At 65.6% G+C, this 25,511-nt stretch carries 26 protein-coding genes and 1 tRNA gene; 12 read left to right on the top strand and 15 right to left on the bottom strand.

All coding sequences use genetic code 11. The features are described from left to right. The first annotated feature begins 83 nt into the window (after positions 1–83). Genes EDE12_RS13305 through EDE12_RS13315 form a run of 3 tightly spaced genes read left to right on the top strand, consistent with a single transcriptional unit; the run spans position 84 to position 2,790 of the window. Complete coding sequence (locus EDE12_RS13305) at positions 84–650, top strand: MarR family transcriptional regulator (protein ID WP_026598489.1); 567 nt, start codon at positions 84–86, stop codon at positions 648–650. Next, positions 647–1,426 (top strand): response regulator, encoded by a 780-nt coding sequence (locus EDE12_RS13310; protein ID WP_026598488.1) that lies wholly within the window; start codon positions 647–649, stop codon positions 1,424–1,426. Before EDE12_RS13305 ends, EDE12_RS13310 begins: the two co-directional genes overlap by 4 nt. Beyond that, positions 1,423–2,790, top strand: a complete 1,368-nt coding sequence (locus EDE12_RS13315) for an ATP-binding protein (RefSeq protein WP_026598487.1) — start codon at positions 1,423–1,425, stop codon at positions 2,788–2,790. The genes EDE12_RS13310 and EDE12_RS13315 overlap by 4 nt, the downstream gene beginning before the upstream one ends. A 3-nt stretch (positions 2,791–2,793) precedes the next feature. Here EDE12_RS13315 and EDE12_RS13320 read toward each other — a convergent pair whose 3' ends face one another. Together EDE12_RS13320 and EDE12_RS13325 are read right to left on the bottom strand one after the other, a co-directional pair. Then, complete coding sequence (locus EDE12_RS13320) at positions 2,794–3,006, bottom strand: hypothetical protein (RefSeq protein ID WP_018265794.1); 213 nt, start codon at positions 3,004–3,006, stop codon at positions 2,794–2,796. A 57-nt stretch (positions 3,007–3,063) separates the two neighbouring features. After that, complete coding sequence (locus EDE12_RS13325; RefSeq protein WP_026598486.1) at positions 3,064–3,759, bottom strand: dienelactone hydrolase family protein; 696 nt, start codon at positions 3,757–3,759, stop codon at positions 3,064–3,066. A gap of 167 nt (positions 3,760–3,926) precedes the next feature. Between EDE12_RS13325 and EDE12_RS13330 the strand changes: the two genes are divergently transcribed. From EDE12_RS13330 to EDE12_RS13340, 3 genes are all read left to right on the top strand, one after another. After that, entirely contained in the window at positions 3,927–4,118 is a 192-nt protein-coding gene (locus EDE12_RS13330) for a hypothetical protein (protein ID WP_024879734.1), read from the top strand. Between the two features lie 112 nt (positions 4,119–4,230). After that, positions 4,231–4,545 (top strand): hypothetical protein, encoded by a 315-nt coding sequence (locus EDE12_RS13335; RefSeq protein ID WP_024879733.1) that lies wholly within the window; start codon positions 4,231–4,233, stop codon positions 4,543–4,545. Positions 4,546–4,676: 131 nt separating this feature from the next. Then, positions 4,677–7,172 (top strand): esterase-like activity of phytase family protein, encoded by a 2,496-nt coding sequence (locus EDE12_RS13340; RefSeq protein ID WP_198029879.1) that lies wholly within the window; start codon positions 4,677–4,679, stop codon positions 7,170–7,172. A 22-nt stretch (positions 7,173–7,194) separates the two neighbouring features. Here EDE12_RS13340 and EDE12_RS13345 read toward each other — a convergent pair whose 3' ends face one another. The 4 genes from EDE12_RS13345 to EDE12_RS13360 form a co-directional block, all read right to left on the bottom strand. Then, positions 7,195–8,019 carry a TetR/AcrR family transcriptional regulator gene (locus EDE12_RS13345; RefSeq protein WP_026598485.1) on the bottom strand — a complete coding sequence of 275 codons (825 nt, stop codon included), beginning with the start codon at positions 8,017–8,019 and terminating at the stop codon, positions 7,195–7,197. Between the two features lie 98 nt (positions 8,020–8,117). Further along, positions 8,118–8,942, bottom strand: coding sequence for a pyrroline-5-carboxylate reductase (gene proC, locus EDE12_RS13350; protein ID WP_026598484.1), 825 nt, complete (start codon positions 8,940–8,942; stop codon positions 8,118–8,120). A 5-nt stretch (positions 8,943–8,947) separates the two neighbouring features. Beyond that, positions 8,948–9,451: a YbjN domain-containing protein gene (locus tag EDE12_RS13355; RefSeq protein ID WP_024879729.1), complete on the bottom strand. Its 504-nt coding sequence runs from the start codon at positions 9,449–9,451 to the stop codon at positions 8,948–8,950. Between the two features lie 453 nt (positions 9,452–9,904). Further along, positions 9,905–10,438, bottom strand: a complete 534-nt coding sequence (locus EDE12_RS13360; protein WP_051592447.1) for a L,D-transpeptidase — start codon at positions 10,436–10,438, stop codon at positions 9,905–9,907. Positions 10,439–10,673: 235 nt separating this feature from the next. Between EDE12_RS13360 and EDE12_RS13365 the strand changes: the two genes are divergently transcribed. After that, positions 10,674–11,543 (top strand): methyltransferase domain-containing protein, encoded by an 870-nt coding sequence (locus EDE12_RS13365; protein ID WP_026598482.1) that lies wholly within the window; start codon positions 10,674–10,676, stop codon positions 11,541–11,543. Here the strand turns inward: EDE12_RS13365 and EDE12_RS13370 are convergent. Next, the gene (locus EDE12_RS13370) at positions 11,540–11,911 is read right to left on the bottom strand and encodes a protease inhibitor I42 family protein (RefSeq protein ID WP_051592446.1); all 372 of its coding nucleotides are present in this window, start codon (positions 11,909–11,911) and stop codon (positions 11,540–11,542) included. The genes EDE12_RS13365 and EDE12_RS13370 overlap by 4 nt on opposite strands. 2 nt (positions 11,912–11,913) lie before the next feature. Continuing rightward, entirely contained in the window at positions 11,914–13,230 is a 1,317-nt protein-coding gene (locus EDE12_RS13375) for a nucleotide disphospho-sugar-binding domain-containing protein (RefSeq protein ID WP_051592445.1), read from the bottom strand. A 78-nt stretch (positions 13,231–13,308) separates the two neighbouring features. On the opposite strand from EDE12_RS13375, the gene rlmN reads away from it, so the two are divergent. Continuing rightward, positions 13,309–14,475 (top strand): 23S rRNA (adenine(2503)-C(2))-methyltransferase RlmN, encoded by a 1,167-nt coding sequence (gene rlmN, locus EDE12_RS13380; protein ID WP_026598480.1) that lies wholly within the window; start codon positions 13,309–13,311, stop codon positions 14,473–14,475. Positions 14,476–14,490: 15 nt separating this feature from the next. Here rlmN and EDE12_RS13385 read toward each other — a convergent pair whose 3' ends face one another. The 3 genes from EDE12_RS13385 to EDE12_RS13395 are packed head-to-tail and all read right to left on the bottom strand — an operon-like array spanning position 14,491 to position 15,919. Continuing rightward, positions 14,491–14,784, bottom strand: coding sequence for a hypothetical protein (locus EDE12_RS13385; RefSeq protein WP_026598479.1), 294 nt, complete (start codon positions 14,782–14,784; stop codon positions 14,491–14,493). A 59-nt stretch (positions 14,785–14,843) separates the two neighbouring features. Further along, positions 14,844–15,341 (bottom strand): disulfide bond formation protein B, encoded by a 498-nt coding sequence (locus tag EDE12_RS13390; RefSeq protein WP_134188121.1) that lies wholly within the window; start codon positions 15,339–15,341, stop codon positions 14,844–14,846. Next, entirely contained in the window at positions 15,338–15,919 is a 582-nt protein-coding gene (locus EDE12_RS13395) for a YqaA family protein (protein WP_026598478.1), read from the bottom strand. The genes EDE12_RS13390 and EDE12_RS13395 overlap by 4 nt, the downstream gene beginning before the upstream one ends. Positions 15,920–16,080: 161 nt before the next feature. On the opposite strand from EDE12_RS13395, the gene EDE12_RS13400 reads away from it, so the two are divergent. After that, positions 16,081–16,165, top strand: a tRNA-Leu gene (locus EDE12_RS13400). Between the two features lie 40 nt (positions 16,166–16,205). Here the strand turns inward: EDE12_RS13400 and EDE12_RS13405 are convergent. The 4 genes from EDE12_RS13405 to EDE12_RS13420 form a co-directional block, all read right to left on the bottom strand. Next, a complete protein-coding gene (locus EDE12_RS13405) occupies positions 16,206–16,412 on the bottom strand; it encodes a SlyX family protein (protein WP_036290821.1) in 207 nt (68 codons plus the stop codon). A 123-nt stretch (positions 16,413–16,535) separates the two neighbouring features. Further along, complete coding sequence (locus EDE12_RS13410; RefSeq protein ID WP_024879719.1) at positions 16,536–17,453, bottom strand: DNA-binding response regulator; 918 nt, start codon at positions 17,451–17,453, stop codon at positions 16,536–16,538. Further along, positions 17,443–20,814, bottom strand: a complete 3,372-nt coding sequence (locus EDE12_RS13415) for an ATP-binding protein (RefSeq protein ID WP_026598477.1) — start codon at positions 20,812–20,814, stop codon at positions 17,443–17,445. The genes EDE12_RS13410 and EDE12_RS13415 overlap by 11 nt, the downstream gene beginning before the upstream one ends. A 29-nt stretch (positions 20,815–20,843) precedes the next feature. Further along, positions 20,844–21,185 carry a hypothetical protein gene (locus EDE12_RS13420; protein WP_024879717.1) on the bottom strand — a complete coding sequence of 114 codons (342 nt, stop codon included), beginning with the start codon at positions 21,183–21,185 and terminating at the stop codon, positions 20,844–20,846. Between the two features lie 176 nt (positions 21,186–21,361). On the opposite strand from EDE12_RS13420, the gene EDE12_RS13425 reads away from it, so the two are divergent. From EDE12_RS13425 to urtB, 3 genes are all read left to right on the top strand, one after another. Then, positions 21,362–22,555 (top strand): hypothetical protein, encoded by a 1,194-nt coding sequence (locus tag EDE12_RS13425; protein WP_024879716.1) that lies wholly within the window; start codon positions 21,362–21,364, stop codon positions 22,553–22,555. A gap of 36 nt (positions 22,556–22,591) precedes the next feature. Further along, entirely contained in the window at positions 22,592–23,866 is a 1,275-nt protein-coding gene (urtA, locus tag EDE12_RS13430; protein ID WP_024879715.1) for an urea ABC transporter substrate-binding protein, read from the top strand. 70 nt (positions 23,867–23,936) lie between these two features. Continuing rightward, positions 23,937–25,508 carry an urea ABC transporter permease subunit UrtB gene (urtB, locus tag EDE12_RS13435; RefSeq protein WP_024879714.1) on the top strand — a complete coding sequence of 524 codons (1,572 nt, stop codon included), beginning with the start codon at positions 23,937–23,939 and terminating at the stop codon, positions 25,506–25,508. Positions 25,509–25,511 lie beyond the last annotated feature (3 nt).

The raw sequence follows: 25,511 nt of genomic DNA on the forward strand, positions 1-25,511 counted from the left end.
TTCAGAGGGCGGGCTTCCGAGCGCCCTGTCCAGGGCATGGTTCACGGCTTTTTCGCTTCCACCGACATATAGCGGTTCCCGACGTGAAAGCATCCATTGAACGCAAGCCATTGCGCCCGACCTCGACGCAGGCGCTCGTCGGACGCGAGCCTGCGCCCGAGAGCGAACCCATGTTCGATCTCATCGAGCTGTTCTTCTTCGCCTATCGCGATTTCGTCGGCGACGCCGACCGGCTGCTCGAGAATTACCAATTCGGCCGCGCCCATCACCGCGTTCTGCATTTCGTCTATCGCCGCCCCGGCCTCGCCATCGCCGCCCTGCTCGATATTCTGAAAATCACCAAGCAGAGCCTCAACCGCGTGCTCAAGCAATTGCTCGACGCCGGCTTCGTCGAGGCGCGCGAGGGCGCGACCGATCGCCGCCAGCGCCTCCTCTTTCCGACGGCCAAGGGCGCACGTCTCGCCCAGGAGCTGGCGACGCTGCAATCGGAGCGCTTTCGCCGCGTCTTCGGCGAGTTGCCGCCGGAGGCGCGCGAGACGACCGTCGATTTTCTGCTGGCCATGGTCAACGCGCCGGACCGCGAGAAAGTGCGCGCCCATCTGCCGCCGCGCCGGCGCCGGCGGCCGCTCACCGAAGACGACGCCGCATGAGCGCGCCGGCGCCGCAGACCGCGGCCGAGCCCGGCCCGCATATTCTCGTCGTCGACGACGACAGGCGCATACGCTCGCTGCTGTCGCGCTATCTCGCCGCGCAGGGCTATCTGGTCAGCGCCGCCGGCGACGCCGCCCAGGCGCGCGCGCGGCTCGCGGACATGACCTTCGACCTCATCGTCCTCGATGTGATGATGCCCGGCGAGAGCGGACCGGAATTCGCGCGCAAATTGCGTAGCGAGGCGGAGCCGCTGCGCTCCTCCCCCATTCTCATGCTGACCGCGCGCGGCGAGACGGCCGATCGCGTGGCCGGGCTGGAGGCCGGCGTCGATGATTATCTCGCCAAGCCCTTCGAGCCGCGCGAACTGTCGTTGCGCATCGCCAGCATTCTGCGCCGCGCCGGCCGAGCCGCCCGCCCTACCCCGGCGGCCGCGAGCGTGCGTTTCGGCGCCTTTGGCTTCGATCTCGAAAAGGGCCGATTGCGCGAGCATGATCGAATCGTCCATTTGACGACTCGCGAAGAGGAGATTCTGCGCGTGCTGGCGATGAATGCGGGCGAGATCGTTTCACGGCAGAGGTTGGCGCAGCGCCTCGTCAATGGCAAAGTCGAGAGCGCCGGCGAACGCAGCGTCGATGTCGAGGTGGCGCGGCTGCGCCGCAAGCTCGAGAGCGACGCGCAAGGCCCGCGCCATTTGCAGACGATCCGCGGCCGCGGATACAGGCTGTGGGCGGACGCCGTCATCGGACCGGACGAGGAATACGGAAAAGCGCAATGACATCAGCCCTCCCCGCCGCGCTCGACGCCCCGCGCCAGCTCTGGCGGCGCTTCGCCGGCTGGCTGCACGAGCGCATGCCCAAAGGCCTCTACGCCCGCTCGTTGCTGATCGTGATTCTACCGATCGTGCTGCTGCAATCGGCGGTCGCCTATTTCTTCATGGAGCGGCATTGGCAGGCGGTGACGTCTCGCCTCTCCGCCGCCGTGGCGCGCGATGTGGCGGCGCTGATCGATTTCTACGAGGCCTTTCCCAAGGATGAGCATCGCGACATCATCCAGCGCATCGCCGGCGAGGATTTGAGCATAGACGTTCATTTCCTGCCCAAGGAGCCGCTGCCGCCGCCCGCCGCCAAGCCCTTCTTCTCGCTGCTCGACCATACGCTGTCGCGGGAATTGTCGCTGCGCCTGCAGCGCCCCTTCTGGATCGACACGGTGGGGCGCTCCAACATCGTGGAAATCAGAGTCGCGCTCGACGATTCGGTGATGCGCCTGCTCGCGCATCGCACCCAGGCCTATGCGTCGAACTCGGAAATCTTCTTCATCTGGACCGTGATCGCGTCTCTGGTCATCATCGCCATCGCCACCTCCTTCCTGCGCAATCAGATCCGTCCGATTCTGCGCCTCGCCCGCGCGGCGGAGGAATTCGGCAAGGGCCGCGAGGTCGCCTTCAGCCCACGCGGCGCGCGCGAGGTGCGGCAGGCCGGCGCCGCATTTTTGGAGATGAAGCGCCGCGTCGAGCGCGCCATGGAGCAACGCACCACCATGCTCAATGGCGTATCGCATGATCTGCGCACCATCATCACGCGCTTCAAGCTGTCGCTCGCCCTCATCGGCGAGACGGCGGAGACGGCCGAGATGAAAAAGGACGTCGACGAGATGGAGCGCATGGTGGAGGCCTATCTCGCCTTCGCGCGCGGCGACGGCGGCGAGGCGACGGCGGAGACCGATGTGACCGCCATTCTGGACGAGCTGAAAACCGACACGGAGCGGCGCGGCCTTCGGGCCGAGACGAGCTTTGCCGGCCGCAGGCAGGTCGCCGTGCGCCCGGCCGCCTTCCGCCGCTGCCTCGCCAATCTCGTCGGCAACGCCCAGCGCTATGCGAAAAACATATCGCTCACCGCCGTCAATGACGGCCATATGCTGACCATCCACATAGACGACGACGGCCCGGGCATTCCGGTCGAGCGGCGAGAAGACGCCTTTCGGCCCTTCTACCGGCTGGACGAGTCGCGCAATCAGGACGAGAGCCATTCGGGCCTCGGCCTCGCCATAGCGCGCGACATCACGCGCTCGCATGGCGGCGAGGTGACGCTCGAGGGCTCGCCGCTCGGCGGCTTGCGCGCGACCGTCACCTTGCCGGTGTGACGGTCAGCCCTCCGCCGGACAGGGGATTTCCTTCGTCACGCCTTCCAGAAAGGCCTTCATGCCGCAATTGGCGCGCAGGGGGCTCGGCTTCTGATTGCCTTCCCAGGTCAGGAAGGTGACGATCCCGCGCGGATTGATGGCGATCACCTTGTATCGCTCCGGTCCGCGGGTCGCATAGCATTTGCCTTCTTTTATGTCCTCGGCGGTCAGGGCCATGTTCTGATCTCCTTTCGCAATGTGCCTGACCTCGTCCCGCAAGAGCCGTGCCGAGCCTCAATGCGCGTGATCGTGATCGTGATCGTCGTGGTCATGATCGTGATCGTCCTCATGCGCCGCGCTCTTCTTGTGCACGACATGCTCGGTGAGGAAATCGCCCGCGGCGATCACCCCGTCATCGTCCATCGCATGCTCGAGACCCTTGCGCGTCATCGACAGGACCTTGGCGCCCTGCCCTGTGAGAGCCGTCTTGGTCTCGCGCACGGCGGCGAGCGGCGAGATGGCGTCGGCGTCGCCATGGATCAGCAGCACGGGCGGCGCGCCATCAGGGCCGATGGACGGCGCCGCGCCATAGGGACCGCCGGCAAAGGCGACCACCGCCGCCGCCGGCCCCGGCCGCGCGACGCCGGCGAGCAGCGAGAGGGTCGCTCCTTGCGAGAAGCCGACCAGCGCCAGATGCGACGCCGGCAGCCGGCGCTTGGCCAGCGCCGCCTCGAGAAAGCGCTCGAGCGCCGCCAGCCCTTTGGCGAGCCCCTCTGGATCAGCGGCGTCGAACCAGCGCTTCACGCCATCGGCGCCGGCGGGCGCCTCGGCGGAGAGAAACTCGGCCTTTGGCATGGTCGGCGCCCAATTGAGCGCATGATCGACCATGGTTTGGCCGTCGGCGCCCTCCCCATGCAGCATCACGACGAGAAAAGCGGGCTTGCCGCAGGAGAGAGCGGCCAGCGCCGGCCCTTCCACAATGTCGGTCATGGGGTGCGTCCTCCGTGCGCCGGCGCCCCGCCGGCCAAAAAGGGAGGTTCAATAAGCGTGCCGCCGCATGTCTCGGCATATGGCGCCCAATCTGCTTCATCGTCGCCGCGCCGGAGACGGACCGGCGCACCGTGAGACCCAACGCAAAGCAACAGGAGGAGGACCGCGTGGCGGACTACAAAGTGACGGTCGAGGAGCAGGCCGACGGAAAATGGGCCTGTTTCCTGCACGTGCCGGGTGAGGAGCCGTATAATCTCGGCAAGTCGTTCAAGAGCGAGGACCGCGCGGACGCCTGGCTGACCGTCGGCGAGGCGACGACGGCGATCGATATGGCGGTGGCCAAGCTCACCAAGAAGTGAGCGAGCGGTAAGGGCCGCGACGCGCGCCTGTCGGATATCCGACAGGCGTTCCCGGCCCTTCGTCCATTTTGTCCCGCGCCGCCGAAGCCGCGCGCACCAAGGAGCGAAAAAAATGGCCGTTGATTTGAAGGGCGATTGGACCGACGCCGACATTGCGAAGCTCATCGGCTCGGTCGTCGACGACCGCGACTGGCGGCTCGAGGTCAGCACCGACGGAATCGCCTCGCTCGTCGACAAGACGGCGCATCCGACCGACGACGCCTATGACAACACGCTCCACTGCTTCCTCGAGACATGGATGCAGGGAACGGATTTCGTCGGCCCTTCGGCCGCCGGCGACAAGGATCTCGTCGGCAAGGTCGCCAAGGCGCTGCGCGAGAACTACCCGACACTCAAGGGCCTCAAATTCGTCTACGTGTCCTTGTGACGCTCGCGCATCGTGGCGCAAAGGCCACAGCGTGAAAATGTTTCCGCTCTGTTAACGATCGTGGCCAGACTGTCACCGAATCGTTAACAGGCGGCCATAGACCTCCGGCCAAGCTAAAGCCGGGGGATAAAATGCCTTTTCGTTACTGGTTGCTCGCGTCCATCTCGACGCTCGCGCTTCACGGCGCCGCAATGGCGCAGACCTATCGTACGCCCAATATCGTCGCCAATGACGGCGCCGCCTCCGTCGGCCTGGGTGGCGTGACCTTCACCAATCAAGGTCTCGTCGGAACCGGACGTCTTCCGGCGGGGACGATCGACTTCCTCGGCGACACGCTCGGCTCCTTCTCGAGCCTCGCCATCGACCCTTATTCCTGGCGGCGCAGCGGCTCGACTTTCGTCGCGACCATGCTCGCCCTGCCCGACCGCGGCCTCAACGATCCCGCCAATGGCGTCTTCTCCGATTATGCGGGACGGCTGCTGCGCTTCAACATCGCCTTCTCGCCCTATTCGGGCGCGAATCTCCCCGCCTCCACCAGCTCGCAGAATCAGGTGCAGATGACGCCCGACGGCGGCGTCCTGCTGCGCGACAATCAGGGCAAGACATTCACCGGCGCCGATTCTGGGTCGGGAGCCGTCAATCTCTTCGGCCGCCTCACGCCGAGCCCTTCCGCTGGCTCGATCGGCGCCGGCAAGCTATCGCTCGACGCCGAGGGGCTGGCCTTCAAGACCGACCGCAGCTTCTACGTCAGCGACGAATACGGCCCGTCGATCTTTTATTTCGACGCCAATGGCAATCTCGTCGGCTCGGTCGGAGTTCCCTCGGCGCTGCTGCCGCGGACCAATGGCGCGATCGACTTCAATTCGACAGTCGCGCCGACGACTGGACGCCGCAACAATCAGGGGCTCGAGGCGGTCTCGGTCAGCCCGGACGGCAACCGGCTTTTCGCGATCCTGCAGAGCGCGACGATGCAGGATCAGGCCTCTGGACAGCAGACGCGCAACAATACGCGCATCCTGGTCTATGATATTTCGCTCAATCCGACGCCGGCGGCGCCGATCGAGACCTATGTGCTGCAGCTGCCGACCTACAGGCTGAACGGCGATGGCGGCAGCGCCAATCGCACCGCGGCGCAGAGCGAGATGGTGGCGCTCAACGACAAGCAGTTCCTCGTGCTGGCGCGCGACGGAACCGGCCAGGGTCCGGCGGGCGGCAATCCGATCATGGTCAAATCCATCTATCTCGTCGACATCGGTCAGGCGACCAATATCGCCGGCACGGCCGCCGATACGACGGCGGGCGGTCAGGTCGCGCCCAATGGCGTGCTGAATCCGGCGATCACGCCGGCGCAGTCGGTCGAGCTCGTGAACATGCTCAACACGACGCAACTCGCCCGCTTCGGCCTCAATCTCAACAATGGCGCGCCCGGCCAGTCGGCGCAGTCGCAGCTCACTCTGTCAGAGAAATGGGAGGGCATGGCGCTCGTCCCGACGCTCGTCGAGGGCCGGCCGAACGACTTCTACCTCTTCGTCTCCAACGACAATGATTTCACCACGACCAATGGCGTGATGCAGGGCCAGAGCTATAACTCCGGCCAGAACAACGACAATATGGTCCTGGTCTATCAGCTCACTTTGCCGACCGCCGTCGATCCGCTGTTCCTCAAATCCATGCGCGATACGACGCCCCAGGTGCTCGGACGCATCGACGCCGGCGCTCTCGGCCTCGCCTCGAGCGCCGCCGCGCCGGTCATCGCGCAGCTGCAATCGATTCGACGCGCGCAGAGCGGCGTCTTCGCGGCGCAGGGCCTCTCCACCTGGCTCGGCGGAAATGTCGATTTCGGCCCCACTGCGTCGCGACCCGGGCTCGACGGCGACCGCACGCTCTATGGCGGCTCCTTCGGCGTCGATTATGGCTGGAAGGAGATTCGCGTGGGCGTCGCGGCGACGGTGCGCGCAGGCCAATATGGCGGCGGCGCGCTCGGCTATTTCGACATTTCGCCGACCGTCTCGCCGAGCCTCTACGCCGGCTATTTCGGCGATCTCTTCTATCTGCACGGAACGGCGACCTTCTCGCCGGACGTCGGCTTCTCCGACATTCGCCGCCTCGGCGCCTATGGGCTCACCGGCGTCGGCCGCACCAGCGTCGATTCTTACGCGTTCGGCGGCGAGATCGGCGCCAAGCTGAAGCTCGACGCCTTCCAATTCACGCCCTTCTTCGGCGTGACGCAGACCCATGCGACCATTCGCGGCTATACGGAGAGCGGGGCGGCCGGCGGCAATGTCGTCTATCCGGAGCACTCGACCTATGCGACGACGCTGCGCTTTGGCGGCGAGGTCTCGGCCTCTTTCCTCGGCGTCAATCCTTGGGTGCGGGTCGCCTATAATGAGATGCTCGACCGCGATCCCAGGCGTGTGAACGTCAGTCTCGCCGGCGTGCTCAGCCAAATGGCGACGCAGACGATCCTCATTCCGACCTATGATCGCAATTCCGTCACGGTCGGCGTCGGCGCGCAGGGCGATCTCGCGCCGAATATCGGCTGGCGCATCGGCTATGACGCCGATGTCGCGACTCGCAACGGGGCCGTCGCCCATTCGGTGACGACGGCCGTGCGCATCGGCTTTTGATGAAAGCGGGACGACGCCGCCGTCAAGCGGTGGCGTCGTCCGGATGCCGGCGATGGCCTTCGCCGTGGTGATGTCCATCGGCGTGAGGATGATCTTCGGCGTGGTGATGACGCCGACGCGCCTCCTCATAATCTTCCTCGAACTCATCGTCGCGGTCGCGCGCATGATGGCGGTGGCGACGGCGGCCGGTCATTCCGCGGAACACTGCCCGCGCCAGACCGCGCAGCGGCGAGGTCAAGCGGCTCACATCCTCGATCCGCTCGATCACCGCCTCGCTGCGCGAGAGCTCACGGTCGAGCGCGGCCTTGGTGCGGCACAGATCGACGTCGCGATCGTCGAACCAGGTTCCGAGCACGCGCCACCAGGCGATGGAGAGGCCTTGCAGCTTCAACGCGCCGAGCGCGCCTTCGCTGTCTATGTCGGCGGCCTCCAGCATGAAACGCATGGAATTGACCGTCTCGCGATTGAGCGCGGCCGCCGCCAGCGGATCGGTGGACGCCCATTGCGACACCGATTCCAGCGCATTGCGATAGGGCTCGAGCGCCTCGAGACGGCGCAGCAGCACCTCATAGAGCCGCTCCTTGGCGGGCTCCGAGGCATAGCGGCCGGCAAAATCCTCCAGCACCTGCCGGTCGATCTTGCGCGAGAAAGCCGCCAGCACCGCACCCTTGGACGGAAAGCAGTCGCGGAAATCCGCGAGCGAGACATCCGCGTCCTGGGCGATGTCGGAAATCGCGATATCCTCGAAGGCGCGGCGCGCCGCCAGCCGCATCAAGGATTCGACGATACGGTCGCGGACCGAGCCGCTTCCATTGCCTGTTTCGTTGGTCTTGCCGCTCGTCGCCATCGCCGCCTCCTCACATCGCTCGAAGCCAGCCGCTTCCAAGTCAATTTAGGCAAGCTAATTTAGGGCGTTTTTGCCGAATCGGAAGCGCTTTGCGCCGCTCAGCCGGACAATTCCCCCGCCCGGCGCTTCGCCGCGGCGACCGCGCGCTCCAGCAGCGGCGCGAGGCCGTCGCCCGCCATCAGGACCTCGAGCGCCGCCGCGGTCGTGCCGCCGGGCGAGGTGACGTTCTGACGAAGCGTCGCCGGCGTCGTATCGGCGCTCTGACGCAATAACTCGCCGGCGCCGGAAACGGTTGCGCGGGCCAGCCGCGCCGCCGTCTCCTCCGGCAGGCCGGCCTCGACGCCCGCTCTGGTCAGGCACTCGACGAAATAGAAGACATAGGCCGGACCGGAGCCGGACACGGAAGTCACGGCGTCGACCAGCGGCTCGGTCTCGACCCACACCACCTCGCCGACGGCGGCGAGCAGAGCCTCCGCCAGCGCGTGATTCTCCGCATCGACGGCGGGCGCGGCGAAGGCGCCGGTGATTCCGCGGCCTATGGCGGCCGGCGTGTTGGGCATTGCGCGCACGAAAAGCCGCGCCTGCGGCAGCCGCGCGGAAAGATCGGCGACGCGCTTGCCGGCGAGAATGGAGACGATGAGCGTATCGGCGCCGGCCTCTCCCGCGATCGTCGGCGCGACTTGATCCAGCGCCTGCGGCTTCACGGCGAGCAGAAGCGCGCGCGGGGCCTCGCGATTTTCGGGGTTGAGGCGAAAGCCGCGCTCCTGCGCGAACGAGACGAGCGCCGGCGAAGGCTGCGGCTCGACAATGGTCACGCCCGCGCCAGAAAGCCCGCGAGCCGCCCAGCCCTGCAGCAGGGCGAAACCCATTTTTCCGGCCCCGACCAGAGTGATGGAGCGGGGCAGCTCGGCCGCGTCGGCCATTTGGATCACGCTTCTCCCTTGGTCTCGAAGGTCGCGGTCTCGAGCGCTTCCTTAGCGCCCTTGCCGGCCCAGAGCACGAATTGGAACGCCTGATAATAGCGCTCGCAGGTCTCCAGCGCATGGTCCAGCAGAGCGGCGCATTGCGGGCCGGAGGGTTGGGCGCCGCCAGTCAGCAGCAGGCCCTGGCGATGCATGACCACCCCTTCGGTCGGCCAAAGATCGAAATGGCCGACCCAGAGCTGCTCGTTGATGGTGCGGATCAGCGCCTGCGCCTCGGTGCGGCGGCGCTCCGGCACCCGCAGATCGAAGGCGCAGCTCACATGGAGCGTCTCGAGCTCCGCCAGCCAGGTGAAGGCCACATGATAGTCCGTCCAGCCGCCGGCGACCGAGATGGAAATCTCGTCTTCGGCGTCACGATCGAAGCTCCAGTCATTGGTGGCCGCCAATTGCTCGACGATGTCGACGGGATGCAGGGGACGGTCGAAGTCTTTGTCAGGTGCGATCAGCATGAGCGAAACCTAATGTGAGGGTCGGCCAGACGAGGGCGACGGACGCTTCTCTCTTCAGAGACGCATACGCTGACTGCGAGCCTCGCGTTCCCGTTGTTCGGGAACCGCCGACGAAACGAATCGTCCTGCTCGTTCACTATACTCGAAACGATTGAAATGCCGCCGACTCAACTCTTCGTGGGCGCGAACCTCAAGTGCGTTCGTCGATTTGTCGCACAGTGGTGGATTCGTTCCGGCCGGTCTACAGGCGGCGGGCCGACGTCCACAAGCTGAAGCATTCGCGGAACGAAAAACCATGGGACAAGTCTCCGCCGCTCGGCTTGCGCGAAGCTGCGCGACGGCCTTGGAGCTGTTCCGCTTTCGTCTTTCGAGCGCGTCATCCGCTCCGATCCGATCGGATGACGCACTCTATTATCTATTGGGGCGTGAGTTCTGATCGATCGAAAAGCGTGATCAGGGCGTCATGACCACCGGCGTGCCCACGCCGACGCGCTCATAGAGGTCCACAACATCCTCGTTCAGCATGCGAATGCAGCCATAGGAAGCGGCCGTGCCGACCGAGGCGCGCATCTTATTGGTGGTGCCGTGGATCGCCACCTGATTGCGGTCGAGCGTCAGGGCGCGGACGCCCATCGGATTATGCGGCGAGCCGCCATGGATGAAATTGGGCAGCTCGGGATGGTCCTGCTTGACCACCGCCGGCGGAACCCAATCGGGATTCACATATTTCCCGTCGATATGGGCGTAGCCGGACCATTCCTTGCCGGCCTTGGGCACGGCGACCGGATACCGAATGGCGGTGCCGTCCCCGTTAACCAGGAACAGGCTGCGCTGGCGGGCGCTGATGACCACAGTGCCCGCCTGAACCGGGGCGCTGTAGGAGACGACATTATGCGCCGCGCTCGCCGTCCCCGGCAGAGCGAGGCCGCCCGCGAGCGCCGCCGCGGCCGTGAAACTCGAAATACGCTGACGAAACGAAATGCACATGGCTCACCTTCTCCGAATGGCCGGCGTCGCATTCGAACATGTCGCGCATTCTAGCTTCGGCCACATTCCGCGCCAGCCATCCCATAGTTGCGGTTACGGTTTAACACTAAGATTTCCTTACCTGTCTCGCTAAAGCGCGACAAATGCCGAGAAATCCCCGCCTAATTTCCGCGGCCCCATTTCCGGCGCGCCGGGCGGCGGTTGCGCGGGCCGCGCGTTCGGGGCATGACGGGGCATGGAGAGAGGACAGTCCGCGCCGGCGATCTTCGATCGCGCTCTGCTGCGTCGCCGGCTGGCGCGGGCCGCAGCGCGCGGCGCGCCGGATTTTCTATTGGCGCGCGCCGCCGATGATCTCGCCGACCGGCTGGCGGGCATAAAGCGCCCCTTCCCCCGCTCGCTCGATCTCTGCACCCCAGCGGCGCATTTCGCGCAGACCGTCGCCGCCGGCGGGCGTCCCGCGCCGCTGCGGGCCGGGCGTTTCTACGAGCCCGGCGTCGATCTCGTCGCCGAGGAGGAGGCGCTGCCCTTCGCGGCGGAGGCTTTCGATCTCATCGTCTCCGGCTTTGCGCTGCAATGGGTGGACGATCTGCCGGGCGCGCTCGCCCAGGCGCGGCGCATGCTGGCGCCGGATGGGCTGTTTCTGGCCTGCTTTCCGGGCGGCGCAAGCCTCATAGAGCTGCGCGCCGCGCTCGCCCAGGCGGAGGACGAGATTTCCGGCGGCGCCAGTCCGCGCGTCTCGCCTTTCGTCGATCTGCGCGATCTCGGCGGGCTGTTGCAACGCGCGGGCTTCGCCCTGCCGGTGACGGACGTCGATTCCTTCACGCTACGCTATGATTCCATGTTCGCGCTCTGCGCCGAGCTGCGCGCCATGGGCGCGGCCAATGTGCTGACGGAGCGCTCCCGCAAGCCGCTGCGGCGCGCCATTCTGCTGCGCGCGGCGGAAATCTACGCGACACGCTTTTCCGATGCCGACGGCCGCGTGCGCGCGACGATGGAGCTGGTCTGGCTCTCCGGCTGGGCGCCGCATGAGAGCCAGCAGAAGCCGCTGCAGCCAGGCTCGGCGCAAATGCGGCTCGCCGATGCGCTGAAGCCGAAGGAAGGTTAGCGCGCCAGAACTTCGATCGTCCGCCGCTGAACGGCGCGCTTCTCCCAAGGACGCTCCTCGACGAAGACCAGACGCGCTCTCCCCGCTGCGACGGCCTCTATGCGGAAGAAACGCCGGCCCGGCGCGCCCGCCAGCGGCCGATCCGGCGCGCCGCCCGCGGGCGTGAAGCCGCCGTCGCGGACCCGCATGATCGCCGGATTTTCGCTCGCCTCACGATCGAAGCGCCAGACATAGCCGGTGGACGGATTCTCGACGAATTCGATTGTCCGCGTCTCGCCCTTGGCCAGAGAAAGACGCCCCTCCCCGGCCCGAACCGCAGATAATTCGAGCAAAATCATCGCTATCGCGACAAGAATCGGATTTGTCATCCTTAAGCCTCGACCGCAATTGCCGCGCATCCGATCAACTCGGCGATCTTCGCCGCAGCCGCGGCGGCGCCATCCTCGCAGCCTATGCGATCGGCGGCCTCGCGGGCCTTCTGCGCATGACGCGCGTCGGCGAGCAGCGCGCCCAGCTCCTTCGTCAGGCGGTCGGCGGCGCAGCGCTCATAGGGCAGCAGCCGCCCGACGCCGAGACGCGCCACTCGAGCGGCATTGTCGTGCTGATCGCCGAAGACGGGGACGACGAGCTGCGGCCTCCCGGCGCGCAGCGCCTGCCCGCAAGTTCCCGAGCCGCCGTGATGAACGATGGCGGCGGCGCGCGGGAAGATCAGCGAATGGCGGACATGGCCGGCGACGAAAAGCTGCGGCGGCAATCCCTCGGCCAGCGCCTCGCGCTCCTCATCGGCAACCAGCAGCACCGCGCGGCGCCCGAGGCTCAACGCCGCGCGGCCGGCGGCGCGGTAGAAGTCCGAGCGGGCATGCACGACGAAACTGCCCAGCGTCACGACGATCGGCGGCTCGCCCGCGGCGAGAAATTCCGCCAGCCCCGCCGGCAAGGCCTCGGCCGTATCGGTGAAGCGATCGTGGAAAGTATGGCCGGCGACAAAGAGATCGGCCGGATGATCGGGCTGCGACGGCGCCAGCAGCGGGCTGAGCAGGCCGAGCGTCCCCAGCGCATAGGGGCCTCCGGTCAAGAGTGCGCGCCCGCGCCGATGCGGCAGGCCGAGCTCACGCCGTAGCCGCGCGATCGGCCGCCCCTGAAAGGCCAGAAAATGCGTCAGCGCAAAGCCGAGCGCCTTGTTATAGGCGAGCGCCAGACGCGAGCGCGGCTGCGCCATGAAGCGCGAGCGCGGGCCGAGCGGCGGATCATAGGCGGAGAGCAGAAAGAGCGGCGACACCACGCCGTCGAAGAGCGGCACGCCGAGCCGCTCCGCTGCGAGCTTGGCCGAAAAGCAGATGCTATGCGCGATGATCGCCGCCGCGCCCTCGCTCGCCGCGGCGACATCCTCATAGCTCTCGCGCAGATAAGGAAAGATCAGCTCGCGGAACATGAAGCCGTCCTCGCGCGCGACGCGATCGGCGAGCCCGCCTATATCCATGCCGAGCCTAGCGGCCAACTCGTCTATATCCGGCCGCATGACGGCGAAGCCGAGCCCCTCGCTCTCGATCCACTCCCGATAAAAGGCACAGGCGACGATCACCGGGCGAAAGCCGAGGCGCTTCAAGGCATGAGCGAGCGCCACATAAGGATTGAGGTCGCCGAGCGAGCCGAAGGTCGCTATGACGATTTTCCGCCCGTCTCCCATAACCGCTTTGTTCCTCCGCCCCATGGAGTCGGCCCGCGCGCATGTTATACTGCTTTCCTCGTGAGAAAGAGGACTTAGATGACCGCCGCTTCCGCTTCCGATCCAATGCCGTCGCTCGCCGGCGCCACGCGCGCCGAGCTGGCCGATGCGCTGCGCGCCATAGAGATTCCGGAGCGCGAGATCAAAATGCGGGTCTCGCAGCTGTGGCATTGGATCTATTTCCGCGGCGCGCGCGAATTTTCCGAGATGCTCAACATCTCGAAAGTCGTGCGCGCAAAGCTCGCCGAGCGTTTCACGCTCACGCTGCCGGAGATCGCCGCCGAGCAGGTCTCCACCGACGGCACGCGCAAATGGCTGCTGCGGCTCGACCCTGTCGACGCCAACGACAAGGGCGCGGAGATCGAATGCGTCTACATTCCCGAGAGCGACCGCGGCACCTTATGCGTCTCCAGCCAAGTGGGCTGCACGCTCAATTGCAGCTTCTGCCACACCGGCACGCAAAAGCTGGTGCGCAATCTGACGACGCGCGAGATCGTCGCGCAGCTTCTCGTCGCGCGCTCGCGGCTCGGCGATTTCCCCGGCCTCGAGCCGCCCACAGATGGGCTCGTGCCCTCGGGGCCGGATGTGCGCGCCGTCTCCAACATCGTCTTCATGGGCATGGGTGAGCCGCTCTATAATCTCGAGCAGGTCGAGGATGCGATCGAGATCATGTCCGATGGCGACGGGCTGTCGCTGTCGAAGCGGCGCATCACCGTCTCGACATCGGGCGTCGTGCCGCAGATCGAGAAGCTCGGCGCCGAATGCGGGCCTATGCTCGCGATCTCGCTGCACGCCGTGCGCGATCCGTTGCGCAATGAGCTGGTGCCGCTCAACAAGAAATATCCGATCCGCGAATTGCTCGACGCTTGTCGCGACTATCCCGGCGCCTCCAATGCGCGGCGCATCACTTTCGAATATGTGATGCTGAAGGGCGTCAACGACAGCCCGGCGGAAGCGCGCGAATTGGTGCGGCTGCTGAAGGGCATTCCGGCAAAGATCAATCTGATCCCCTTCAACCCCTGGCCGGGCGCGCCTTATGAATGCTCCGATTGGGAGACGATCGAGCGTTTCTCCGACATCGTGTTCAACGCCGGTTATGCGAGCCCGGTGCGCACGCCGCGCGGCCGCGACATTCTCGCGGCCTGCGGTCAGCTGAAGAGCGAGACCGAGAAGCTGCGCGCAAGGGCGCGGCTCGCGGTGGAGTGAGCCAGGCCGGAACAGTCAGCCCAGCAGCCGGCGCAGCGCCTCCGCGCTGGTAACGGGGCCATTGGTCGGCGCGCCCTTATTGGCGAGCTTGTCGAGCGTGATGAGGATTTTCGTCAGCTTGTCCTGCATCAGATTGACGTCGTTCGCCAATTCGTTGAAGCGATTCTCCAATAGGATGAGATGCCGGCCGAGCGCCCGCGTGTTGGGCGAACCGTCCGGACTGGTCTGAACGCCCTGCGTCTGCATGTCGTATTGCTGGAAGACTCGCATCGAATTCTCCGATTGGTCGCCGCCGAGAGGAAAGGTCACATCTCTATCGGGCAGAGGATGGCGCGAGCCGGCCCTGCGACAAGGCCGGTCGGAGAATTTCAGCGGCCGCCGCGCGCGGCGCGAAAGGCGATGGCGGCGAGAGCGGCGGAGATCAGCACATTCCAATTGCTGAGCGTGAGCGCGAAGATGCGCAACGCCGGACGATCACAGCTCACGACTTTCATCTTGTCGAGCGAGGAGCGGAAATCGTCGAAGGAGCCGGCCTTGCGCAGAGCGCCCGTGCATTCGGAGGGGCCGGGAAAGAGCTTCAGCTCGACGCCCGAATGATAGAGCGCCAGCGCCGTTCCCGCCGCGAACAAAAGCCCGAGCAGCGCCAGGGCGACGCGCGCGGCCCCCTCCCCGCCCCGCTGCAGCGCTATGGCCGCGAAGGCGGCGAGCGGAATGCCGGCATAATAGGGAATGCGCTGCTTCAGGCACAGCTCACAGGGGGCGAAGCCCATCGCCTCGATGATCCAGGCGCCGCCTATGGTGGCGACGGCGACGCCGAGAACGGCCAGCGCCGCGCGTTGTCGCGTGGAGAGCAGCGCCGCGATCACAGGAATTTCGCCGCTACGACGAAGCCGACGACGACGATCGCCGCCATCCCGCCGATGAACAGGCCGAAATGCGCCTCGAGCTTGTCGCGCAGAAAATCGCCGAAATGATTGATGGCGGCGGCGAGGATGAAGAAGCGCAGGCCGCGCGTCACCAGCGAGAGCGCGAGAAACAGGCCGAAATTATAATCCATCAGCCCGGAGACGATGGTGACGAGCTTATAGGGAATGGGCGTCAGCCCTTTCACCAATATGAAGAGCGCGCCCCATTGCGCGTAAAAGGCGCGCAGCGCCTCCATTTTGGCGGCGTAGCCATAGAGATCGATGAGCCACAGGCCGATCGTGTCGTAGAACAGCGCGCCTATGGCGTAGCCGAGCGCGCCGCCGGCCACAGAGGCCACGGTGCAGATGCCGGCATAGAACCAGGAACGCTTGGGCTCGGCTAGCGACATCGGCAGGAGAATCACATCCGGCGGAACCGGGAAGAAGGAGCTTTCCGCAAAAGCTATGGCGCCGAGCGCGAAAGGCGCATGCCGACTGCCGGCGAGCGACATGGTCCAGTCGTAGAGCTTTTTGATCATTTTCCAACCGGTTCTAAGGGCGAAGCGCCCCTCGCTTACCATCTCGCGGCGGCGGAGGCGAGGCTGGCCGCGCATCGGCCGTGCGAAACGCGCAAGCTCGCCTTGACGGAGGCTTCGGCCCGGCTAATATCCGCGCCGCGACGCCGGCCCCGCCGGCCCGCGCCCCTGTGGCGGAATTGGTAGACGCGCTCGACTCAAAATCGAGTTCCGCAAGGAGTGCTGGTTCGACTCCGGCCAGGGGCACCAATAGCCTAATAATTCAAGTAGATAGAACCGCGCTCGCATCTCAATAATGCGGCGGCGGTCGCTCCGGCGCGTCGCGGAGTCCGAGCGTCTGGAACTCCTCGCGCAAGCGGGCGATCTGCCGTTCCAGCGTGTCGATCCTTCGCCATTGCGAGGCGATGACGTCGTTCAGCTCGGCGACGGTCCTGTCCCTGATGCGCGAGCGCCGTCTCCAGGGCGACGAGACGAGAGGACATATCCGAAAGCTCATCGCTCATAAGGGCTCCATCGCGCCACGCATTCCATCGGCCGGCGCGCGCATCCAAGCTTCGATCGCGCGGAAAGACAAGAGCTTCCGCTCCGGCTCCGCCCGGCCGGAGCGTGTGTCGCCCCCTCAATCCGCCGCCAATGCCTTCAGCGTCTGCAGCGCCACTGAGGTCGCGGAGGAGCGGCTGTCGACGCCGAGCTTCACGAAAATGCGCTCCAGATGCTTGTGTACCGTGCGGGGCGAGATGCAGAGAATCTCGGCTATGTCGTGATTCGACTTGCCGCGCGCGAGCCAGCTCAGCACCTCCGCCTCGCGCAATGTCAGCGCGAATTTCTGCGCCAAAAACGCCTCGTCGCTGACGCTCTGCGGCTCGGTCAGGCGAAACAGCAGCTCGTCGCCGCCGATCTCGCAGAGAAAAGAGATGGCGACCGGCCCCGCCGCCGCGGAGGCGTCATGGTCGCGGCGCTCGGCCGCTTCGCGCAGCAACGCCGCAAAAGCCTCCGGCGGCTGCGAACGCAAAATCTCGAAGGGGCCGAGACGCGCCGCGAGAAGATCGGCCGCCTGCGGCGTGCACCAGAGCAGACGTCCGTCGCGATCCGTCGCCAGGAGATGGCGGCCCGTGGCGTCCAGCGCCACGCGCGCGCCAAAGGCGGCCTTCGCGTTGGAGACGTGAATGCGAATGCGGGCGACGAGCTCCTCTATGATGACCGGCTTCACCACATAATCGACGCCGCCAGCCTCGAGGCCCATGAGCACATGGCTCGTGTCCTTGAGCCCGGTGAGGAAGATCACCGGCAGATGCGCGAAACGCGGATTCTGCTTTATGCGCCGGCAGGTCGCAAAACCGTCGAGGCCGGACATCACCGCGTCGAGCACGACGACATTGGGCGTCACGCGCTCGAGCAGAGCCAGCGCCGCCTCGCCATTGGTGGCGGCGAGCGCAGTGAAATCGGCGCGCTCCAGCGCCTCGACGAGCAGGCTGAGCTCGTCGCGATTGTCATCGACGACGAGCGCCGTGTCGCGCTGGCGCAGATCAGCCGACATGCTCGATCTCCTGCGTCAATGCGGCCTCCAGAGTCTGCGCCAGCTCCTCGAATTCGAAATTCTGCGCCATGGCGCGCAATTGGGCGATCGCCGCGGAGCGCTCCGGCGCCGCCTCCTCTATCTCGCGCAGCGCGGCCTCTATGCCGCGGCTGTGGCCGACGCGGCATAGATGCAGCAGCTTCTCGACGCTCTCGCGCGGCAAAGCGAGCGCGGCCGGCGCGAAAGGCTCCGCTCCGGGCGTGGCGCGCGCCGCGACATAGAACCAATCGAGCCCGAGAAGATTGCCGATGCGGTCCAGCATTTCGGAAAATTCGATCGGCTTCACTAGAAAATCATCATGCGGCGAATCGGGGCCGCGCCGCTCCATCAGCTCATGGGCGTTGGCGGAGACCATCATGATCGGTGTCTCCGGCCCGAGCGCGTCGCGCAATCGCCGCGCCGCTTCCCAGCCGTCCATGCCGGGCATTGCGATATCGAGCATGACGAGATCGGGATTGCGCTCGATGGCGAGCGCGACGCAATCGGAGCCATTAGAAGCCGTCAGCACGTCGAAGCCGAGCCCGCCCAGCGATTGGCGCATCACATCGATGTGCGTCGCCGTGTCGTCGGTGACGAGAATGGTCTTGCGCGCCCCGGCATAGCCGCGAATCTGTGGCGGCTTCTGCCCCTCCTCCGGCGAGGTCGCGGCGGTGAGATAGAGGCGCACGACAAAGCGGCTACCGCGACCGACCTCGCTCTCGACGCGCATCTCGCCGCCGATGATCTGCGTCAGCAGCTTGGTGATGGTGAGGCCGAGGCCGGTGCCGGGAATGGCGGAGACAGCCGCCATGCGGCCGCGCTCGAAGGGCGCGAAAATGCGCTGCATATCCTCCGGCATGATGCCGATCCCCGTGTCCTCGACGATGAACTCCGCAATGTCGTTGCGATAGGAGACCTTCAGCCCCGCATGGCCGCGCTCGGTGAATTTCACGGCGTTGGAGACGAGATTGATGAGGATTTGCCGCAGGCGCTTCCTGTCGGTGCGCACATAGCGCGGCAGATCGGGGCTGCGCTCATAGCGAAAGGCGACGCCCTTGGCCGCCGCCTGCAGGCGGAACATATCGACGAGCTGGTCCAGCGTCTCGTCGATGCGGAAAATATCGCGCGCCACATCGAGCGAGCCGGTCTCGATCTTGGCGACGTCCAGCAATCCGTCGATGAGATTGGTGATGTGCTCCGTGCTGCGGCGGATGACGCGCACCGCGTCCTGCGGACGATCAGTGGCGTCGCGCTCCAGCAATTGCGCATAGCCGTTGATGGCGTTGAGCGGCGTGCGAATCTCGTGATTGAGCCCCGCTATGAAGCGCGTCTTAGCGATATTGGCCGCCTCCGCCGCCTCCTTGGCGCGTTGCAGCTCGGCGTCGGTGCGCTCGTGAGCCGCGATCTCCTCGTGCAGAATCTCGGTCTGGCGGCGGGTCTCCTCCTCCGCCACGCGGCGGCTCTCCTGCGCGAGCACCAATGTCCAGGCGGCGACGCCCATGACGAGCAGCAGGCCGACGAAAACGATCTCCAGCGTCGTGCGAATGATCGGCCTCTGCACCGGACCGACGACGGCCGCATATTGGAAATAGATCGCGCCGAGGATCGCCGCGCTCGTCACCGCGAGCAGACCGAGCACGACGAGAAATCGGCCGGCGCGCGTCGAGAAGAAGGGCAGCGAGAATCTCGGCAGAAGCGCAGAGAAGAGCGCGCGCGCCTGCGAGGCGAGCCGCGCCTCGGGCTTGCAGGCGTCCTTGCAGCGCATGTCCAGCGAGCAGCACAGCGAGCAGATCGCCGCGCCATAGGCCGGGCATGACGCCATGTCGCTGGGCTCGAACTCGTTCTCGCAGATCATGCAGCGCATGGGCTCGCGGAAGACAGCCTGCGGGCGCGCGATATAATAGCGCCCGCCGGTGGCGTAGGCGATGAGCGGCGCGAGCGAGAAGGCGACAATAAAGCCGACGATCGCCGAAAGCGGCTGCAGCGTGTCGCCGAGCAGGCCATAGAGCGCCGCCGTCGAGACGATGAGCGAGCCGAGCATCGCCCCACAGCCGACCGGATTGACGTCATAGAGATAGGCGCGGCGAAACTCGATCTGTGGCGGGCTCAATCCGAGCGGCTTGTCGACGACGAGATCTGCGGTCAGCGCGCCGATCCAGGCGACGGCGAAATTCGAGTAGAAGGTCAGAATGCTGTCTATGACATGGCTGACGCCGAATTCCATCAGCAATAGCGCCAGAGTGACATTGAACACCAGCCAGACGACGCGGCCGGGATGGTTGTGCGTGATGCGCGAGAAGAAGTTGGACCAGGCGATGGAGCCGGCATAGGCGTTGGTGACATTGATCTTCGTCTGACAGACGACGACGAAGAGACCGGTGAGCGCCAGCGCGAGGCCGGGCGAATGAACGAGGCTCGAGAAGGCGAGATAATAAATCTCGCTCGGCTGCGCCGCCCGCTCGGCCGGAACGCCGAGCGACAATGCCTGATAGGCGAGAAAGGAGCCGGCGGCGAGCTTGGCGACGCCGATCAATATCCAGCCCGGCCCGGCCGCGAAGAGCGCGAAACGCCAGCTGCGCGCGCCGATGCGCGCCGTCGTCGGCAGAAAGCGCAGATAATCGACCTGCTCGCCGATTTGCGGCAGCAGCGACAGCAGGATCGAGGCGGAAAGCCCGAAGAGCTTCAGATCGAAAGAGCCGTTCAGCGCGCCCGAAGCGCCGGCGAACGACATCCAGCCGGAGACGGCCGGCCCACCGACGGCGATGAGATAGACGAGCGGCGCGGTCTGCAGCACGAGCCAGATCGGCTGCGTCCATAGCTGATAGCGGCTGATGAAGCGAATGCCCAGCGCTGCAATGGGCAATATCGCGAGCGAAGAAATAGCGTAAGCGAGGCCGAGCGGCACGCCGAGGCACATTTGCAGCGCATCGGCCATGATCGTCGCCTCTATGGCGAAGAGGATGAAGGTGAAGCAGGCGTAGATCAGCGAGGTGACGGTGGAGCCGATGTAGCCGAAGCCGGCGCCGCGCGTCAGCAGATCCATGTCGACGCCATATTTGGCCGCGTAATGGCCGATCGGCAGGCTGGCGAGAAAGATCAGCGCGCCGACGGCGAGGATCGCCGCCATGGCGTTGGTGAAGCCGAACATCAGCGTCACGCCGCCGCCCAGCGCCTCGCAGGCGAGAAAGGAAATCGCCCCGAGCGCTGTGTTGGCGACGCGCCAAGGCGTGAAGCGGCGCGCCGCTTCCGCCGTGTAGCGCAGCGAATAATCCTCGAGCGTCTGGTCCGCGACGAACTTGTTATAGGTCCGACGGACCGGGAAAATTCGCTGCTGCTCGCGCATGCTCTCTTTACGTTGGGGCGTCGCCCGCGTCAGACCGGCCGAGGCTCGCCCGCCGGTCGCCAGCCCTGCGCCTCGAGACAGTCTAGCATGGGCTTGGTCAGGATCGTCGTCGAAGGCGGCGGCGACACCAGCGTCGGCCGCTCGGCCTCGCCGAGCTTCTTGACGCAGGCGTCTGTGGCTTTCTTCAGGCCGCCCATATCGCCGCCGATGTTCCACCACATGTCCACGGCGTAGCGTGGCGCGGCGACCGAAGCGGCCGGCTTCGTCCCCTTATGGCTCTTCGACGATGCGTTCGCCTGCCCCACCGCAAAGACGAGCGCGAGCGTTCCCGCAGTCAATCCGAAAATATCCAGTGCCGTCGATCTGCGCATGCGCGTCTCTCCCCCAGCGCCGACGAATCTGCGTCGGCTCTCATGCCCTATTCGACGAAAAGGCGCGAACGGAGCAATACGCATTTCAGCGTATTCCTACCTAGGGGCTCGCACGACTAGTCCTTGACGTGACGAAACCGGCGCGAATCGCCGGGGGGACGACACGAGGGGGACAGATGAACCAATCCCACGAAGCACTTGCGGCGCAAGAAACAACGCGCCGTCGGTCCAAGCTCGCGGCCAAGGCCGCGCCGGCGCTCGCCTTGGCGGTCTGCTGCCTGATTGGGGATCAGGCGGCGCAGGCCCGTGTGGTGGTTCCGTTCGGCGACGATCAATGGGTCAGCGTCGGATTCGGCCTGCGTCCCTTCTTCAGCGACGTCACGCGCAATCACACGCCCGGGACCAATCCCGATCGCGTCGACCTCGAGAGCTTCCGCATCTTCTCCTCGGCGTCCTTCAATCAATATCTGAAGGCGACCTTCAACACGGAAGTCTCCAGCAACAATACGATTCAGGTGCTCGACGGCTATGGCCAGTTCGAGCCGCTGGACGAGATCAACGTCTGGGGCGGCCGCATGCTGCCGCCGAGCGACCGCGCCAATCTCGACGGTCCCTATTATCTGCTCGGCTGGTCTTATCCCGGCGTCGTCTCGCGCTATCCCGGCAAGGTCTCCGGCCGCATGGACGGCGGCACGGTCTGGGGCAAGCTGTTCGAAAAGCGCCTCACCTATTCATTCGGCGTCTATGACGGCCACAATCAAATCATCGGCGCGTCGAACCAATCCGGCAATCCGCTGTTCGCCGGCCGCCTCAATCTCAATCTGCTCGATCCCGATCCCGATCCCGCCTATTACACCAGCAGCACCTATTTCGGCGGCGCAGATGTGCTGGCGATCGGCGTCGCGGCGCAATATCAGCAGGACGGCGTCGGCAATCAGCTGCAGCGCGCCGACTTCACCGCCTGGAACGTCGACGTTCTCTTCGAGAAGAAGCTCGGCGAATTCGGCGCCGCGACCTTCGAGGGCGCCTATTACCGCTATTACACCCATGGCGTGAACGACGTCGCCACCAATTTCAACAACGCCCGCTCGACCGATCTCGTCGGCGGCATACGGCCCGGCGAAGCCTATATGGTCGGCGCCGGCTATCTCATTCCTTACGTGATCGGATGGGGCCGTTTCCAGCCTTACTTCCGCTATCAATCCTTCCGCGACACGCTCGCCGCGACATGGGAGCGCCAATACGACATGGGCGTCTCCTATGTGATCGACGGACACAATCTGCGCATCACGGCCAATTACGCGATCAACCAATTCACCGCGCGCAAGGACATCGACAAGTTCATCCTCGGCGTTCAGATCCAATTCTGAGCGCGGCGCGACCTATCCGACCTGGGAGAGAGACGAATGAAACGTAGAGTTATGGTGAAGAGTCTCGGCATGCTCGCCGCAGGCGCGTTGCTCGCGTCGACCGCGCTCGTTCCGGCGCACGCGGAGGAAAAGGGGCCGATCAAGGTCGGCATTCTGCATTCTCTCTCCGGCACCATGGCCATCAGCGAGACCGTGCTGAAGGACACGGCGCTGATGGCGATCGAGGAGATCAACGCCAAGGGCGGCGTGCTCGGGCGCAAGCTCGAGCCCGTCGTCATCGATCCCGCCTCCAACTGGCCGCTCTTCGCCGAAAAAGCGCGCCAGCTGCTCGCCACCGACAAGGTCGCCGTCGTCTTCGGCTGCTGGACCTCGGTGTCGCGCAAATCCGTGCTGCCGGTGTTCAAGGAGCTGAACGGCCTCTTGTTCTATCCGGTGCAATATGAGGGCGAGGAGCTTGAGAAGAACGTCTTCTACACGGGCGCGGCGCCGAACCAGCAGGCCATTCCCGCCGTCGAATATCTGATGAGCAAGGCCGGCGGCGGCGCCAAGCGCTTCGTGCTGCTCGGCACCGATTACGTCTATCCGCGCACGACCAATAAGATCCTGCGCGCCTTCCTCCATTCCAAGGGCGTCGCCGACGCCGACATAATGGAGGAATACACGCCCTTCGGTCATAGCGATTATCAGACCATCGTCGCCAACATCAAGAAATTCGCCTCCGGCGGCAAGACGGCGGTCGTCTCGACGATCAATGGCGACTCCAACGTGCCCTTCTACAAGGAGCTGGGCAATGCCGGGCTCAAGGCGACGGAAGTTCCGGTCGTCGCCTTCTCGGTCGGCGAGGAGGAGCTGCGCGGCGTCGACGCCAAGCCGCTCGTCGGCCATCTGGCGGCGTGGAATTACTTCATGTCGCTGAAGAACCCCGCCAATACGGAGTTCAAGAAGAAATGGGCCGCCTACGCCAAGGCGCATGGCGTCGCCAACGCCGACAAGCCGCTGACCAATGATCCGATGGAGGCAACTTACATCGGCGTCAATCTCTGGAAGCAGGCGGTCGAGAAGGCCAAGACCACCGATGTCGACAAGGTGATCGCCGCCGTCGGCGGTCAGAAGCTCGAGGCGCCGTCGGGCTTCACCGCCGAGATGGATGCGAAGAACCACCATCTCCACAAGCCGGTGTTCATCGGCGAAGTGAAGGCGGACGGCCAGTTCAATGTCGTGTGGAAGACGCCCGGCCCCGTGCGCGCGCAGCCCTGGAGCCCCTTCATTCCCGGCAATGACAAGAAAAAGGACGAGCCGGACACGCATTGACGAGACTGGCGGGCGGCCCGGCGATCGGGCCGCCCGATGCGGCTTTGAAATGGAGCGTTGAAACTTGCGTATGCTCAGACTGATCGTCGGCCTGCTGCTGGCTATGTCCGTCGCGCCGGCCATGGCGCTCGACCGCGAGACGATCGCCCAGCTGACCGGCGGCGATCCCGACGAGCAGCATAGAGCGCTGGGCGCCGCCGCCGCGCGCGGCGATCTCTCCGCCATCCCTTTTCTACGCGATCTCCTCGCCGACCGCGTTAAGCTCGCCGGCGACAAGGCGTTCATCGTCGATGGCGACAAGGTCGTGGACGCGCTGGAACGCACGCCTGCCGAGCTTCCCGCCGACGCCGAGGACGCCTCGACCAGCAATAGCCTGCGTCTCGCGATCGAGGAGACGATCGCGCTGATCGAGCTTGCTTCGCCCGATCGCGCCGCCCGGCTCGAAGCGGTGAAGCGGCTGCAGAGCGCCGAGCTCGACGAGAGCCGCGTCGCCTTGCTGGCGAAAGCCGAGCAGAAGGAGCGCGACGCCAGCGTCCGCGACGTGCTGCGCCAGATGCGCGCGCTCGGCGAGCTGCAGAGCGCCGATCGCGTGCAGCGCCTCTCCGCCGCGCAGGCGCTGCGCACCACCATATCCGGCCGCGTCCGCGAGGCGTTGAAGACGCGCCTCGCCACCGAGGACGACGGCGAAGTGCGCGTCGCGCTGACGCGCTCGCTGCGCAATGTCGAATCGAGCCTCGCCATCGGCGAGAATCTCGGCGTCGTCTTCTCGGGGCTGAGCCTCGGCAGCATATTGCTGCTCGCCGCGCTCGGCCTCGCCATCACTTACGGGCTGATGGGCGTCATCAACATGGCGCATGGCGAGATGATGATGATCGGCGCCTATGCGACCTATATCGTTCAAAATCTCTTCCGCGCGCATCTGCCCGATCATTTCCAATGGTATCTCGCCGCCGCCGCGCCGGTCGCCTTCCTCGTCGCCGCTCTCGTCGGCGTCGCCATAGAGCGCACGGTGATCCGCTTTCTCTATGGCCGCGCGCTGGAGACGCTGCTCGCCACCTGGGGCGTCAGCCTCATATTGATGCAGGCGGTGCGCAGCCTGTTCGGCGCGCAGAATGTGCAGGTGGAGAACCCCGCCTGGATGTCCGGCCGTGTCTTCGTCACCGACAATCTCGAGCTTCCCTATAATCGCATCGTCATACTGATCTTCTCGGTCGGCGTGCTGCTGCTCGTCTCCTTCCTGCTGGCGCGAACGCGCCTCGGCCTCTTCGTGCGCGCCGTCACGCAGAATCGCGGCATGGCGCGCTGCGTCGGCGTCGATTCCTCGCGCATCGACACGATGGCCTTCGCGCTCGGCTCGGGCCTCGCCGGCCTCGCGGGCGTGGCGCTATCGCAGGTCGGCAATGTGGGGCCGGATCTCGGCCAGCATTATATCGTCGACAGCTTCATGGTGGTGGTGCTCGGCGGCGTCGGACAGCTCGCGGGCGCCGTCTATGCGGCGCTCGGATTGGGCGTCGCCGGCAAGATTCTCGAGAATATGGCCGGCGCCGTGCTCGCGGAGATCGCCCTGCTGATCTTCATCGTCGTCTTCATACAAAAGCGTCCGCAGGGCCTGTTCGCGCTCGGCGGCCGGCAGGCCGATTGAGTT

It is taken from the genome of Methylosinus sp. sav-2 (assembly GCF_004366495.1).
Classification (GTDB): Bacteria; Pseudomonadota; Alphaproteobacteria; order Rhizobiales; family Beijerinckiaceae; genus Methylosinus.

Coding starts and splice junctions, on each gene's coding strand:
- EDE12_RS13310 (WP_026598488.1), top strand. CDS start 647: ATGAGCGCGCCGGCGCCGCAGACCGCGGCCGAGCCCGGCCCGCATATT.
- EDE12_RS13315 (WP_026598487.1), top strand. CDS start 1,423: ATGACATCAGCCCTCCCCGCCGCGCTCGACGCCCCGCGCCAGCTCTGG.
- EDE12_RS13320 (WP_018265794.1), bottom strand. CDS start 3,006: ATGGCCCTGACCGCCGAGGACATAAAAGAAGGCAAATGCTATGCGACC.
- EDE12_RS13325 (WP_026598486.1), bottom strand. CDS start 3,759: ATGACCGACATTGTGGAAGGGCCGGCGCTGGCCGCTCTCTCCTGCGGC.
- EDE12_RS13335 (WP_024879733.1), top strand. CDS start 4,231: ATGGCCGTTGATTTGAAGGGCGATTGGACCGACGCCGACATTGCGAAG.
- EDE12_RS13340 (WP_198029879.1), top strand. CDS start 4,677: ATGCCTTTTCGTTACTGGTTGCTCGCGTCCATCTCGACGCTCGCGCTT.
- EDE12_RS13345 (WP_026598485.1), bottom strand. CDS start 8,019: ATGGCGACGAGCGGCAAGACCAACGAAACAGGCAATGGAAGCGGCTCG.
- proC (WP_026598484.1), bottom strand. CDS start 8,942: ATGGCCGACGCGGCCGAGCTGCCCCGCTCCATCACTCTGGTCGGGGCC.
- EDE12_RS13355 (WP_024879729.1), bottom strand. CDS start 9,451: ATGCTGATCGCACCTGACAAAGACTTCGACCGTCCCCTGCATCCCGTC.
- EDE12_RS13360 (WP_051592447.1), bottom strand. CDS start 10,438: ATGTGCATTTCGTTTCGTCAGCGTATTTCGAGTTTCACGGCCGCGGCG.
- EDE12_RS13365 (WP_026598482.1), top strand. CDS start 10,674: ATGGAGAGAGGACAGTCCGCGCCGGCGATCTTCGATCGCGCTCTGCTG.
- EDE12_RS13370 (WP_051592446.1), bottom strand. CDS start 11,911: ATGACAAATCCGATTCTTGTCGCGATAGCGATGATTTTGCTCGAATTA.
- EDE12_RS13375 (WP_051592445.1), bottom strand. CDS start 13,230: ATGGGAGACGGGCGGAAAATCGTCATAGCGACCTTCGGCTCGCTCGGC.
- rlmN (WP_026598480.1), top strand. CDS start 13,309: ATGACCGCCGCTTCCGCTTCCGATCCAATGCCGTCGCTCGCCGGCGCC.
- EDE12_RS13395 (WP_026598478.1), bottom strand. CDS start 15,919: ATGATCAAAAAGCTCTACGACTGGACCATGTCGCTCGCCGGCAGTCGG.
- EDE12_RS13405 (WP_036290821.1), bottom strand. CDS start 16,412: ATGAGCTTTCGGATATGTCCTCTCGTCTCGTCGCCCTGGAGACGGCGC.
- EDE12_RS13410 (WP_024879719.1), bottom strand. CDS start 17,453: ATGTCGGCTGATCTGCGCCAGCGCGACACGGCGCTCGTCGTCGATGAC.
- EDE12_RS13415 (WP_026598477.1), bottom strand. CDS start 20,814: ATGCGCGAGCAGCAGCGAATTTTCCCGGTCCGTCGGACCTATAACAAG.
- EDE12_RS13420 (WP_024879717.1), bottom strand. CDS start 21,185: ATGCGCAGATCGACGGCACTGGATATTTTCGGATTGACTGCGGGAACG.
- EDE12_RS13425 (WP_024879716.1), top strand. CDS start 21,362: ATGAACCAATCCCACGAAGCACTTGCGGCGCAAGAAACAACGCGCCGT.
- urtA (WP_024879715.1), top strand. CDS start 22,592: ATGAAACGTAGAGTTATGGTGAAGAGTCTCGGCATGCTCGCCGCAGGC.
- urtB (WP_024879714.1), top strand. CDS start 23,937: ATGCTCAGACTGATCGTCGGCCTGCTGCTGGCTATGTCCGTCGCGCCG.